This window comes from Phocaeicola abscessus CCUG 55929, assembly GCF_000312445.1.
In the GTDB taxonomy this organism is placed as follows: domain Bacteria; phylum Bacteroidota; class Bacteroidia; order Bacteroidales; family Bacteroidaceae; genus Phocaeicola; species Phocaeicola abscessus.
In genome coordinates, this window is the sequence record NZ_HE997182.1 from 804,151 (window position 1) to 817,143 (window position 12,993).

Consider the following 12,993-nt stretch of genomic DNA (forward strand, 5'->3'; position numbering starts at 1 on the left):
TAATAAAATGGACATTAAACAAATCATGGCTTCGTTGGAGGCTAAACATCCCGGAGAATTGGAGTATCTGCAAGCGGTGAAAGAGGTGCTCATCTCTATTGAAGAAGTGTATAATCAGCATCCCGAGTTTGAGAAGGCAGGGCTTATCGAACGGCTGGTGGAACCGGATCGGATCTTTTCGTTTAAAGTACCATGGGTGGACGATCACGGAAAAGTGCAGGTCAACCTCGGTTATCGGGTGCAGTTCAATAATGCCATCGGCCCGTACAAGGGCGGTATCCGTTTTCATGCGTCGGTCAATCTGTCCATTCTGAAATTCTTGGGATTCGAGCAGACTTTTAAGAATGCCTTGACCACCTTGCCTATGGGGGGAGGCAAAGGCGGTTCCGATTTCTCTCCTCGTGGAAAGAGCGATGCCGAAATTATGCGTTTCTGCCAAGCTTTCATCATGGAATTGTGGCGCCATCTGGGGCCGGATATGGATGTTCCGGCAGGCGATATCGGCGTCGGCGGTCGCGAAGTGGGTTATATGTTCGGCATGTACAAGAAGTTGACTCGCGAGTGTACCGGTACGTTCACCGGCAAGGGTTTGGAGTTTGGCGGCTCTTTGATCCGTCCCGAGGCGACCGGTTTCGGCGCTTTATATTTTGTCCATCAAATGTTGCAGACCTACGGTACGGATTTTAAAGGCAAAACGGTGGCCGTTTCCGGTTTCGGCAACGTGGCTTGGGGAGCGGTGACGAAAGCTGTTCAATTAGGTGCAAAAGTGGTGACGATCTCCGGTCCGGACGGTTATATCTACGATCCCGACGGTATCAGCGGAGAGAAGATCGACTATATGCTCGAGCTGCGGGCTTCGGGTAACGATGTCGTAGCTCCTTATGCGGAGAAATATCCCCACGCTACCTTCTATCCGGGGCGCAAACCCTGGGAATGCAAGGTTGATATCGCTTTGCCCGCAGCTACTCAGAACGAGTTAAACGGCAACGATGCTAAGCAACTGGTCGAAAACAATGTGCTTTGCGTGGGCGAAATCTCCAACATGGGGTGTACTCCCGAAGCTATCGATACGTTTATCGAACACAAGATGCTCTTCGCTCCAGGAAAGGCAGTGAATGCCGGAGGCGTGGCGACTTCAGGCCTGGAGATGACTCAGAATGCCATGCATTTGAGCTGGTCGGCGACCGAAGTCGATGAGAAGCTGCACAGCATCATGCATAACATCCATGAGCAGTGCGTGAAGTACGGCAGACAACCTGACGGTTATATCAACTATGTAAAAGGCGCTAACGTGGCCGGATTTATGAAAGTGGCTCATGCCGTGATGGCGCAAGGAATCATTTAATTTAAAGGGTTAATAAAAATCTCGTTTAGTTGTATTTGTATTTTGTATGTAGCTCGCGCTGCTTCGCTTGAGAAAGTAAAGCAGCGCCTTTCTTTTGGTCGTAACGGTTTTATAGCCCCTCTTGAACGACATGACTGGACGGCGGAACATTCCGCAGGGGTAAAAAATACGTCGAAGGCCCCGACTGACTTAGCAAGTTTCAAAGAATTATTTTGGAAGCTTTGACCGGTTTAAATTCTCCCGCTATGATAATTCCAATCCCAAGGAATCTTTCAGTTCTTGCAAATGCGGATTCTTTTTCAGCATGAACTGTAGCTTTTCCGGCGCAGTGAACGGGCGTTTGTTTTCTTTGATCTCGCTGACCCGAATACGCATTTTTATGTGATCGTTGCGAAGCTTCTTCCGCAGGAATTCTTCGACGGATGAAGTTAGAGTTTGCATGGATTCTGCCGCCATCTTATTGTCGACAACGATTTCGAAGGTTGTCTGATCCATTAATTTCGGGTGAAGTGCCATCATTTTCTGCGAATTAGCTTTTTGTTCTACCGGCAAAGAGGCGGCAAATTCGCGCCAACCGTAGTCCAGGTCGTCTACCGAAAAGGGTTCGTTTTGCAGGGGGGCCGTAGTATCTGGCTTTTGTCCGGTGTTTTCCGAAGCCGGCGCCCTGCTTTGCAGCTCGTTGTTTTTAATGGCTTTAATAGAGATGTTGATATCTGCGATGTTTACCGTCGGTATCTTACGTTCGTCCGGTTTATTAGAGGGAAGCGGACTGACATGGATCGGTGGGATAGTCGTTTGAGCTGTCTGCGGTTGAATCGGTGGTGGGGATGTGGACGCATGCGCTTTGCCGGACTGTTTGAAGAGGGGTTTTAGACGTTTCTCAGGGCTTCGCCCCTCCGGCTCCTCCTCTTCTTCCGAAGCGATGAGTTGTGTGCATTCTATCAGCGTCAATTCGATCAGCAGGCGTTTGTTTTTGCTGGCTCGATAGTTCAAATCGCAATCGTTGCAGCGTTTCATCCCCTTGAAAAGGAATGCGGAGGAACAGCGTCGGGCCTGCTCGCGATAACGTTCCTTTACCCTGTCGCCCACTTCTAAAAGAGGGAGCGTCGCTTCGTCTTTGCAAACCAATAAATCGCGCAGATGAGCAGCCAATCCGGTGATGAAATGATTTCCGTCGAATCCTTTGCGAAGGATGTCGTTGAATAGCAGGAGCGAATCCGACACTTTATGAGCCAGGAACAGGTCTGTCAAACGGAAATAATATTCGTAATCCAACACGTTCAGATTATCGATCACACTCTTGTAAGAAATGTTCCCCTGCGTGAAACTGACTACCTGATCGAAGATCGAAAGGGCGTCGCGCATCCCGCCGTCCGCCTTTTGTGCGATAACCGCCAGGGCTTCGGGATCGGCTTTGACGCCTTCTCGGTCGGCCACGTGTTGCAAATGATCTACAATATCCTGCACATTGATCCGATTGAAGTCGTAAATCTGACAACGGCTGAGAATGGTAGGCAGCAATTTCTGTTTCTCGGTAGTAGCCAGAATGAATACCGCGTGCCGGGGCGGCTCTTCCAAGGTCTTGAGAAAGGCGTTGAAAGCGGCGGTAGAAAGCATGTGGACTTCGTCGATGATATAAATTTTATACTTCCCGATTTGCGGAGGGATACGGACTTCCTCGATCAGGTTGCGGATGTCTTCTACCGAATTGTTGCTGGCTGCATCCAATTCGAATATGTTGTATGAACGTTGCTCATTGAAAGCTTGACAGGATTCGCATGCATTGCATGCTTCCCCTTCGGCGGTAAGATGCTGGCAGTTGATGGTCTTGGCAAAGATGCGGGCGCAGGTAGTCTTGCCGACTCCTCTCGGGCCGCAGAAAAGATAGGCGTGAGCCAGTTTGCCGGATGCGATCGCATTCTTCAAGGTGGTGGTCAACGTCTGTTGACCTACGACGGATTCGAACGTAGAAGGACGGTACTTCCTGGCGGAAACGATATAATTCTCCATGACGGATTTGTTTATCAGATTGAATTATTGATGCAAATATACGCAAAATGTCGTTCGTTTTTGCTGAATATGAGAGAAAAACTTTTATCTTTGCCCATAGAAGAAAAATAAAACGGTATCCGTTATAGGGATGCGAAAGAATAAAAGTGATTCAAATGAGCAAGTTAAAGACGATATGGGATTTCATATGCGAGCATAAATACCTGATAACGATATGCGCGTTCCTGTTCATGATCATATTTGTAGACGAGAATAATCTGATCGACCGATTCAGGCATAAGCGGGAAATCAGTACGCTGAATGCCGAGATCGAACAGTATCGTAAACAATACGAAAGCGATACGGAGAAACTGAACAGACTTGTGGACAATCCGGAGGAATTGGAAAAAATCGCTCGCGAGAAATACCTGATGAAGAAACCCGATGAAGACATATTTATTATAGAAGAATGAAAAAATATTTTAAAGAACTTATGATGTCTGGCGCGATACTGCTCCTCATCGGCGCGGTATTGCAGGTGAATCAGTTGATCGTGGCTCCTTATATCTATACGGTAGGAGCCCTCCTTTTCGGCTATGTCCAGATCGTGGGCGGACGTTACGAGGGTGCTAACCTCGTGATTCGCCGCTTGCGTCGACTGCAGATCTTCGGGGCCGTCATGTTAGTGATTACGGGTGTTATCATGTTTACTTGGCATCATAACGAATGGGTCATTGCCATGACGATCGCCGCCATCTTTGAACTGTATACGGCTTTCCGAATCCCCATAGAACTGAAAAAGGAGAAGCGTCGATAGGCCGATCTGATAATAATTGTAAAAAAATGCTGTCGAGACGAGGTTATTTGTCGGGTGGAATCTAATAAACTTCTATTTGATTTAAATAATAATAAAATTTTTCCGCTCGACGAATAATGGTTGTAAATTTGCCCCTATAGAAAAAGAGGGAGTTTGTGGATACGATGTTAAGACTTTTTATACCGATAATGTCTTTATTGGCGTTAACTTCATGCGCCAGCGAATACCAGATAAAAGGTACTTCTTCCATATCTCGTTTGGACGGGAAAATGCTATTCGTAAAAATTCCCGAAGAGAATCAAATGGTCAAAATCGATTCCGCAGAAGTGGTACACGGACTCTTCGCAATGAAAGGAGCTGTCGACTCGATCATGTTGGCGGCGCTTTACATGGACGATATCAGTATCATACCCTTTGTAATAGAAAAAGGCCAGATCAATGTCAGTATAGACAATGCCCGTACGCAGATTAACGGCACCCCTCTGAACGATAGGTTGGCAGCGTTTATCGCCAAGAAGATTTCCATCGACGACCGGGCATACGAATTGGAGCATAAGGAAAACCAGATGATTATGGACGGTAAAACCCCGGAGGAGATCGAAGACGAACTGACCAAGGAACGCCAGAAATTGATGGAAGAACTGAACGAGCTGGCCAAGGCCTTCATCAAAAGTAATTATGACAATATCCTCGGACCCGGAATCTTCGGCATGATTTGCAGCGGATTCGATATCCCCCTGATGACTCCCCTGATAGATGAGGTGATGAAAGATGCGCCGGAAAATTTCAAGTGCCATCCCATGGTAAAGGAATACATCGAGGCCGCCCGGCGAAATATGGACCGGATCAAGCACAATATTCAATCTCAACCGTAAAGTGGCGTCCCCTCGACAATCCGTGCGAGGAAGAGGGGATGACGGTCTCGCATGCAAAAAATGGCCCCATCTCGCAACTGCGGAGAAAGAAAAATTTTTCGCCGGGAGAATGAGGAATAGAAAAAAGTCGTAACTTTACGTCGATTTTAGAAGAATTAATTTAGATAGATTATGCAAACCATTGACAAATTCAATTTTGCGGGGAAAAAAGCGATCGTTCGGGTGGACTTCAACGTCCCCTTGGACGAGCAGGGAAAAGTGACGGACGATACCCGCATCCGCGGCGCGCTTCCTACTTTAAAGAAAGTGTTGGCCGACGGCGGAAGCCTGATTATGATGTCGCACATGGGCAAACCGAAAGGCAAAGTGAACCCGAAGTTCTCTTTGAAACAAATTCTCGAGCCGGTTTCCAACGCTTTGGGCATACACGTGAAGTTCGCTCCCGATTGCGCTAAAGCCGCTCAGGCCGCTGCCGCACTGAAACCGGGCGAAGCGCTGCTCCTCGAGAATTTACGTTTTTACCCCGAAGAAGAAGGTAAACCGGTGGGCATCGATAAGGAAGATCCGGCTTATGAGAGCGCGAAGAAGGCCATGAAAGCTTCGCAGAAAGAATTTGCCAAGACGCTTGCCGGCTATGCCGACTGCTATGTGAACGACGCATTCGGTACGGCTCATCGCAAACATGCTTCTACGGCCGTGATCGCCGACTATTTCGATGCCGATCACAAAATGCTCGGTTACTTGATGGAAAAGGAAGTCGAGGCCATCGATAACGTGCTGAAGAATGCTCAACATCCCTTTACCGCCATCATCGGCGGCTCCAAAGTCTCTTCCAAACTGGCTGTCATCAAGAATCTGCTGACCAGGGTCGATAACCTGATCATTGGCGGCGGCATGGGGTATACTTTTATCAAGGCGCAGGGCGGTCATATCGGCGAATCGCTGCATGAAGACGACTTGATGCCGGAGGCCCTTTCGGTGATGGAAGAAGCCAAAAAGGCGGGTGTGAATCTCTCGCTTTCCGTGGCGACGGTTGCAGCCGACAGATTTGCCGACGATGCCAACAAACAAGTAGTCGACATCTATCACATCCCCGACGGGTGGGAGGGTATGGACGCTTCCGAGGCTTCCTTGGAGAAGTGGAAGAAGATCATCCTTTCGTCCAAGACCATTTTATGGAACGGCCCGGTGGGCGTGTTCGAATTCCCGAATTTTGCTCACGGTACGGGCGAAATCGCCAAGTATGTGGCCGAGGCGACTGAGAAAGGCGCTTACTCATTGGTGGGGGGCGGCGATTCGGTGGCTGCCGTCAACAAGTTCGGTCTGGCCGACAAGATCTCTTACGTATCAACCGGCGGAGGCGCCATGTTGGAAGCGATCGAAGGCAAAATCCTTCCGGGTGTAGCGGCGATTACGGGTGAGAAATAATTTTGCTTGGATTTGTTTGCCACACTTTTGTCTTCAAGCAAGTGGGAGGGCATTTCTTCGGAGATGCCCTCTTTATTTATTCTTCCGAAGGGATGGGAAGAACCCGACTGCGAAGTGGATTCGACGCCGATTTCCGTTACCCCGTAAAGGATGAGGCAGCATATCGACGACTGATATGCTGCCTCATCCTTTCACCTCTTCCGGCATTCAGAGCCGGGAAAGGCGGTTCTCGAATCAGTCTAAGATCTTGACTTTGACGTTGCGGTACCACACATCGTCGCCATGATCTTGCAGTCCGATGAATCCTTCATGGTTTTCGCCGCCGCAGTTGTTCAGCAGTTCGAATGCCACCGGCCATGCCTTTTCGCTGAACTTGGAAGCCTGCAGCATTTCCGTCCATTTCGGTGTCCAAAGATGGTATTCGAGTACGTTCTTGCCGTTTTGATAGTGTACCACCGTGCCTTTATAGACCATGATCTTCGCTTCGTTCCATTCGCCGAAGGGTTTGGCGTTTTGCGGATTGGCGGGAATCATGTCGTACAGGGAAGCCGACTTGCGATTGCCGTCCTTGCCCAATTTGGCATCCGGATGATTCTCATTGTCCAGCACTTGATATTCCGGAGCGGAGATATAGATCGGTTCGAACTGATCGGCTTTATCTTTCACGGGCACCTCCTGCGCCAGATAGAAAATGCCGGAATTGGAACCTTTGCCTACTTTCCATTCCAAGGTCAATTCGAAGTTTTTGAATTTGTGAGCGAAGATCAGGTCGCCGCCTTCCGCACTCTGGCCTTCGCCCATGCCCGAGCCGTTGATTTTCAGCGATCCGTCTTCTACCGTCCAACGGGCGGGAATCGAATTCTTGCCGTAGCCGCGCCATCCTTCGGTCGATGTGCCGTCGAACAGCGTGATGTACCCGTCGGCATCGATCGGTAATGCCAGCGTTTTGTTCTCTTCGCCTACCGGCTGCGTAGATACGGCCAGATCGACCGTTGCAGGCATTGCCGGTTCAGCTTCTTCGGAAGCAGCCTGTTTCTTCTGGCCTCCGCACGATGTCAATGCAGCTGTCAAAGCCATGCATCCCATCCAAGTTAACGTTTGCTTTCTCATATCAGTAATCTTTATATAAAAGTTATAGAATCTTCGTGTTCGTTTTTTCATAAATCTGTCCGAAGATACATGTTTTTTAGAGAACTTGTGCGATTGGTAAAAAGTTTAATATTTCTTTAACATTCCGGGGCTTGCTTCTCGGGAAAATGAGGCAAGTTCGCAGGGCTCTCCGGCGGGACCGGTCGAGTCCGGTTGCGGCTGGGTGAGGATGAAAAAAGGGGCTGTGGCAAAACAAAATTTTGCCACAGCCGTTTCTTCGTAGCGGGACCCAGGATTGAACTGGGGACCTCATGATTATGAATCATGCGCTCTAACCGGCTGAGCTATCCCGCCCGCATTTTGCGCGGCAAAGATAAGCATATTTTTTTATCCGACAAACTTCGTAAGAATTTTTTCGTTCTCTCGCCCGAAGATAATTCGCTTTCGACCCGTATTCTTTGAAAAAAAGTGAAGCATTTATTATGTCGATATGGAAAAATTGGTTTATTTTGCCCGCTACTTGAAAGATAACACTCATGGAGAAAATAAAAATCCATCTGGAATACATGCTTCGTTCCGGTTCCGCCGAGGTGATATGGAACATGATCGGCACGATGTCGGGGTTGGAGCAATGGTTTGCCGACAAGATAACGGTATCGGACAAGTTGTATACTTTTCAGTGGGGGAAGGATGAGCGACGCACGGCCAGACTGATCAATATCCGATCGTATAACTTCATCCGTTTCCATTGGACCGACGACGAGGAGTCGCGGACCTATTTCGAGCTTCGTATGGATGAGGATGAACTCACGGGCGATTGCATCTTGTCGGTGACCGATTTCATCGAGCCGGAAGAAGAAGCCGACATCAAAAAACTCTGGGATTTTCAGGTGAATACCCTGAAAAGAGAAGCGGGGCTGTGAGGTAATTAAAATTTGCAAAACGTATCGTTCTCTTCTTTTTTTGTGCTACTTTTGCGTTATCAATCGGTTTGCGATTAGAATAGTCGGACATGCTGCGCATCAAGAAATTGGATATATTTATTCTGAAAAGCTTCTTAACGCTCTTCGCCGGCACTTTCGTCATTTGTCTGTTCATCTTCATGATGCAGTTCTTGTGGAGGTATATCGATGAATTGGTAGGGAAAGGGCTCGGTTTGACCGTGCTCGGGCAATTTTTCTTTTATTCCGCCATCACGCTGATTCCCATGTCGTTGCCTCTTTCCATCCTGCTGGCTGCACTGATGACGTTCGGCAATTTCGGCGAGCGTTACGAATTGCTCGCCATGAAGTCGGCAGGCATCCCCTTGACCCGTATCATGCGGCCGGTGGTCGCATGTTGTGCTTTTCTCTGTCTGATGTCTTTTTTCTTCCAAAACGTAATATCCCCCAAGGCGCAGAAAATGTTGTGGACCTTGGTCGTCTCGGTCAGGCAGACTTCACCGGAGTTGGATATCCCCGAAGGGGTGTTCTATTCGGAGATCGAAGGATACAACATCTATGTGAAGCATAAAAATAAAGAAACCGGTATGATGACCGATATCCTGATCTACAACCTTTCCGAAGGCTTTGAGAATGCGCACGTCATCTGGGCGGAGAAAGGAAAGATCGAAACTACGCAGGATCAACAACACTTGCTGCTCCACCTTTACAACGGAGAGCAGTTCGAGAATCTCAAATCGCAGAATATCGCTCGTGACAACGTGCCCTATCGACGGGAATCGTTTCGCGAAAAACAGATTGTCATAGACTTCAACGGCGGATTTGAAATGATCGACGGAAGCTATCTGGATAGTCGATCGGATGCCAAGAATATGGCGGAGATCTCCCATTCCATCGACTCGCTGAAGGCAAAGGCCGACAGCATCGGCAGAAACATGTATGCAGACATCGCCCGGACGTATTATCGGCGCGTCACGCTGACTTCTTCCGATTCGGCGAAGCTGAGTCAAAACAAGACCCTGAAGTTGGATGCCGACAGCCTGTTCGAATCTTACACCCTGGTCGAGAAGGAGCGGGTGCTTTCTGCCGCCACCAACCAACTTACCGCATTGACCCTCGACTGGCAGATGAAAAGTATCATGAGCGACGATCTGGACAGAGACATCCGGCGCCATCAGTTAGACTGGCATAGGAAGATCACGCTCTCTCTGGCTTGCCTGATTTTCTTCTTTATCGGTGCGCCCTTGGGGGCCATCATCCGAAAGGGAGGGCTGGGGATGCCGGTGGTCGTCTCCGTCTTTATCTTCGTCATTTATTACATCATCGATACGGGCTCCACCCGAATCGCCCGCAGCGGCGAGATGAACATGATAGTGGGCGTATGGATGAGTACGTTTGTTTTAGCGCCTGTCGGCGCTTTCTTTACGTACAAGTCGAACAACGATTCGGTGGTATTCAATATCGAAATCTACGTCAACTTTTTCCGTACCCTGATCGGAATGCGGCAGACTCGTCATATTTACCGAAAGGAAGTAATCATCGAAGACCCGAACTATCCACGGATCTACGCAGAGCTGGACGAGCTTAGTGCGGCCTGCACGGCATACAAAACGGAACACCGGCTTGGGAAGGCTCCCAATTACTACCACATCTTCACGAACAGCGGACACGACGATCAGATCGCCCGCATCGGCGAGAAGATGGAAGAGCTGATCGAGGAACTCTCGAACGGTAAGGACAAGTATTTGTTCGAGTTGTTGAACCGTTATCCCGTCCTTTCCACCAATGCGCACAAGAGCCCGTTCCTGCGGAAAACGTTGAACGTGCTGGCCGGCCTCGTCGTACCCATCGGGATCGTATTCTATTTTCGCATTTGGATATTCGGCATGCGGTTGGATCAGGACTTGAAGCGCATCGTGGCGAACGATAGGGATATCCGCTGTCGCCTTGAAGAAACATTTATTAAATAAATAACGATGGAAGAAAAAATTAAACTTGACGGTATTGAAGAAGCGATCAAAGACTTTCGAGAAGGGAAATTCGTCATCGTCGTCGACGATGAAGACCGCGAAAACGAGGGCGACCTGATTGTCGCTGCCGAAAAGATTACGCCCGAGAAGGTGAATTTCATGTTGAAACATGCTCGCGGCGTCCTTTGCGTACCCTTGACCATTTCGCGCTGTAAGGAATTGGATTTGCCCCATCAGGTGGATGAAAATACGTCGATGTTAGGAACGCCGTTTACGGTGACCGTGGATAAGCTGGAAGGATGTACTACGGGCGTCTCTATCCACGATCGCTGCGAAACGATCAAGGCTTTGGCTGATCCGACTTCCACACCGCAGACCTTCGGCCGACCGGGACATATCAATCCGCTCTATGCACAGGACAAAGGAGTGCTTCGACGTGCCGGACATACGGAAGCCTGCGTCGATATGGCCCGATTGGCGGGACTCTATCCCGCCGCCGCCTTGATGGAAATCATGAGCGACGACGGTACGATGTCCCGTCTGCCCGAACTCCGGCGAAAAGCCGACGAGTGGGGGATGAAATTGATTTCCATTCGCGATTTGATCGCATACCGCCTCAAAGAAGAATCGCTGATAGAAAAGGGGGTGGAGGTGGATATGCCGACCGAATACGGACACTTTCAACTGATCCCTTTCCGGCAGAAGAGCAACGGGCTAGAACACATCGCTTTGATAAAGGGAGAAATCAAAGAAGACGAGCCGATATTGGTGCGCGTGCACTCTTCCTGTGCTACCGGCGATATCTTTGGCTCCCTGCGATGCGATTGTGGCGACCAGCTGCACAAGGCCATGCAAATGATCGAAAAGGAAGGTCGAGGAGCCGTCGTTTACCTCAACCAGGAAGGACGCGGCATCGGATTGATGGATAAGATGAGAGCCTACAAACTTCAGGAAAACGGTATGGACACGGTGGATGCCAATATCTATTTAGGACACAAAGCCGACGAACGCGACTACGGAGTAGGCGCACAGATACTTCGTAAGCTCGGTATCACTCGTATGCGACTCATGACCAATAATCCCGTGAAACGTGTCGGGCTCGAATCCTACGGCCTCTCGGTGGTAGAAATCGTTCCGATCGAAATACATTCGAACCAGTACAACGAGCGTTATTTGGAAACAAAGAAAAAACGCATGGGGCATTTATTGCATTTATAAAATAAAAAACGAACTATAAATAATTTACATACTATGAATCGATTATCCGATAGACTGAATCGTTTGACTCCTTCCGCCACGTTGGCGATGTCGCAAAAGAGTAGTGAGCTGAAAGCTCAAGGTGTAGATGTGATCAATATGAGTGTGGGCGAACCGGATTTTAATACGCCTGATTTCATTAAGGAAGCCGCTAAGAAAGCTATTGACGAGAACTATTCGAAATACTCGCCCGTTGCCGGTTACCCCGCCTTGCGGAATGCTATTGTGGCCAAGTTGAAGAAAGAGAATGGACTGGATTATACTGTCGCACAGATCAGTGTGGCCAATGGAGCGAAACAAGCTGTCTGCAATACCGTGATGTGCCTGGTCGACGAAGGCGATGAAGTCGTCATTCCCGCCCCTTACTGGGTAAGCTATCCGCAGATGGTGAAAGTGGCCGACGGAATACCCGTGATCATCCCCGCAGGGATCGAACAAGATTTCAAAATCACGCCCGAACAGTTGGAAACGGCCGTCACACCGAAAACCAGAGCCTTGATCCTTTGCTCTCCGTCGAACCCCACCGGGTCGGTATACGATAAGGAGGAACTGGCCGCTTTGGCCGAAGTCGTCGCCAGACATCCGAACCTGTATGTGATCGCCGACGAGATCTATGAACATATCAACTACGTGGGAAAACACGAAAGTATCGCGCAATTCGCAGCGATCAGAGAACGGGTGGTGATCGTCAACGGTGTTTCGAAAGCATATGCCATGACCGGTTGGCGCATCGGATTTGCCGCCGGACCGGAATGGATTGTCAAGGGTATCAACAAATTGCAGGGACAATATACCTCAGGTCCCTGTTCTATATCGCAAAAGGCGGCCGAAACGGCCTATACCGGCGATCAAACTCCTGTCGAAGAGATGCGTCGGGCGTTTGAGCGTCGCCGCAATCTGATCGTCGAGCTGGCAAAAGAAATCCCGGGACTGGAAGTGAACGTGCCTCAGGGGGCGTTCTATCTCTTTCCCAAGTGCAGCTCGTTCTACGGAAAAAGCGATGGAGATCGTAAGATCAACGACTCAAACGATCTGGCCATGTACTTGCTCGAAGCAGGGCATGTGGCTACTGTGGGAGGCGATTCGTTCGGTGCTCCCGACTGTTTTCGCATGAGTTATGCCACTTCCGATGAGAATATCCGGGAAGCCATGCGACGTATCAAGGAAACTTTGGCGAAATTGAAGTAAAATCGACAGATGCCCTTACAAAGGATGGGTAGCCGGTTAACAAAATCACGGGAGGTTAATCGGCTTATACTTTTCGGTTGGCAAAACCGTAAGA

At 49.2% G+C, this 12,993-nt stretch carries 11 protein-coding genes and 1 tRNA gene; 9 read left to right on the forward strand and 3 right to left on the reverse strand.

Annotated features, from left to right (window positions below; genetic code table 11):
* Window positions 1-7 precede the first annotated feature (7 nt).
* Window positions 8-1,345, forward strand: coding sequence for an NADP-specific glutamate dehydrogenase (gdhA, locus tag BN102_RS03225; protein ID WP_019207639.1), 1,338 nt, complete (start codon window positions 8-10; stop codon window positions 1,343-1,345).
* A 243-nt stretch (window positions 1,346-1,588) separates the two neighbouring features.
* On the opposite strand, the gene BN102_RS03235 is transcribed toward gdhA, so the two are convergent.
* The gene (locus BN102_RS03235) at window positions 1,589-3,355 is read right to left on the reverse strand and encodes a DNA polymerase III subunit gamma/tau (protein ID WP_019207641.1); all 1,767 of its coding nucleotides are present in this window, start codon (window positions 3,353-3,355) and stop codon (window positions 1,589-1,591) included.
* 155 nt (window positions 3,356-3,510) lie between these two features.
* Between BN102_RS03235 and BN102_RS03240 the strand changes: the two genes are divergently transcribed.
* The 4 genes from BN102_RS03240 (at window position 3,511) to BN102_RS03255 (ending at window position 6,454) form a co-directional block, all read left to right on the forward strand.
* Entirely contained in the window at window positions 3,511-3,807 is a 297-nt protein-coding gene (locus BN102_RS03240) for an FtsB family cell division protein (protein WP_019207642.1), read from the forward strand.
* On the forward strand, window positions 3,804-4,151 hold the full coding sequence (locus tag BN102_RS03245; RefSeq protein WP_019207643.1) for a hypothetical protein: 348 nt from the start codon (window positions 3,804-3,806) through the stop codon (window positions 4,149-4,151). The genes BN102_RS03240 and BN102_RS03245 overlap by 4 nt, the downstream gene beginning before the upstream one ends.
* 185 nt (window positions 4,152-4,336) lie before the next feature.
* Window positions 4,337-5,026: a DUF4369 domain-containing protein gene (locus BN102_RS03250; RefSeq protein ID WP_245545319.1), complete on the forward strand. Its 690-nt coding sequence runs from the start codon at window positions 4,337-4,339 to the stop codon at window positions 5,024-5,026.
* A 171-nt stretch (window positions 5,027-5,197) separates the two neighbouring features.
* Window positions 5,198-6,454, forward strand: coding sequence for a phosphoglycerate kinase (locus BN102_RS03255; protein WP_019207645.1), 1,257 nt, complete (start codon window positions 5,198-5,200; stop codon window positions 6,452-6,454).
* Between the two features lie 234 nt (window positions 6,455-6,688).
* Here the strand turns inward: BN102_RS03255 and BN102_RS03260 are convergent, their stop codons facing one another.
* A complete protein-coding gene (locus tag BN102_RS03260; protein ID WP_019207646.1) occupies window positions 6,689-7,564 on the reverse strand; it encodes a 3-keto-disaccharide hydrolase in 876 nt (291 codons plus the stop codon).
* Window positions 7,565-7,823: 259 nt separating this feature from the next.
* Window positions 7,824-7,897: transfer RNA gene (locus BN102_RS03265), tRNA-Met, on the reverse strand.
* Between the two features lie 182 nt (window positions 7,898-8,079).
* Between BN102_RS03265 and BN102_RS03270 the strand changes: the two genes are divergently transcribed.
* The 4 genes from BN102_RS03270 (at window position 8,080) to BN102_RS03285 (ending at window position 12,899) form a co-directional block, all read left to right on the forward strand.
* Window positions 8,080-8,466 carry an START-like domain-containing protein gene (locus BN102_RS03270; RefSeq protein ID WP_019207647.1) on the forward strand — a complete coding sequence of 129 codons (387 nt, stop codon included), beginning with the start codon at window positions 8,080-8,082 and terminating at the stop codon, window positions 8,464-8,466.
* Window positions 8,467-8,555: 89 nt separating this feature from the next.
* Window positions 8,556-10,454, forward strand: a complete 1,899-nt coding sequence (locus BN102_RS03275; protein WP_019207648.1) for an LptF/LptG family permease — start codon at window positions 8,556-8,558, stop codon at window positions 10,452-10,454.
* 6 nt (window positions 10,455-10,460) lie between these two features.
* Window positions 10,461-11,672: a bifunctional 3,4-dihydroxy-2-butanone-4-phosphate synthase/GTP cyclohydrolase II gene (locus BN102_RS03280; protein WP_019207649.1), complete on the forward strand. Its 1,212-nt coding sequence runs from the start codon at window positions 10,461-10,463 to the stop codon at window positions 11,670-11,672.
* Between the two features lie 33 nt (window positions 11,673-11,705).
* On the forward strand, window positions 11,706-12,899 hold the full coding sequence (locus BN102_RS03285; protein ID WP_019207650.1) for a pyridoxal phosphate-dependent aminotransferase: 1,194 nt from the start codon (window positions 11,706-11,708) through the stop codon (window positions 12,897-12,899).
* The last annotated feature ends 94 nt before the right edge of the window (window positions 12,900-12,993 follow it).

What these genes read in the sequence shown, in the direction of transcription:
- gdhA (WP_019207639.1), top strand. Translation starts at nt 8, where the DNA reads ATGGACATTAAACAAATCATGGCTTCGTTGGAGGCTAAACATCCCGGA.
- BN102_RS03235 (WP_019207641.1), bottom strand. Translation starts at nt 3,355, where the DNA reads ATGGAGAATTATATCGTTTCCGCCAGGAAGTACCGTCCTTCTACGTTC.
- BN102_RS03240 (WP_019207642.1), top strand. Translation starts at nt 3,511, where the DNA reads ATGAGCAAGTTAAAGACGATATGGGATTTCATATGCGAGCATAAATAC.
- BN102_RS03245 (WP_019207643.1), top strand. Translation starts at nt 3,804, where the DNA reads ATGAAAAAATATTTTAAAGAACTTATGATGTCTGGCGCGATACTGCTC.
- BN102_RS03255 (WP_019207645.1), top strand. Translation starts at nt 5,198, where the DNA reads ATGCAAACCATTGACAAATTCAATTTTGCGGGGAAAAAAGCGATCGTT.
- BN102_RS03260 (WP_019207646.1), bottom strand. Translation starts at nt 7,564, where the DNA reads ATGAGAAAGCAAACGTTAACTTGGATGGGATGCATGGCTTTGACAGCT.
- BN102_RS03270 (WP_019207647.1), top strand. Translation starts at nt 8,080, where the DNA reads ATGGAGAAAATAAAAATCCATCTGGAATACATGCTTCGTTCCGGTTCC.
- BN102_RS03275 (WP_019207648.1), top strand. Translation starts at nt 8,556, where the DNA reads ATGCTGCGCATCAAGAAATTGGATATATTTATTCTGAAAAGCTTCTTA.
- BN102_RS03280 (WP_019207649.1), top strand. Translation starts at nt 10,461, where the DNA reads ATGGAAGAAAAAATTAAACTTGACGGTATTGAAGAAGCGATCAAAGAC.
- BN102_RS03285 (WP_019207650.1), top strand. Translation starts at nt 11,706, where the DNA reads ATGAATCGATTATCCGATAGACTGAATCGTTTGACTCCTTCCGCCACG.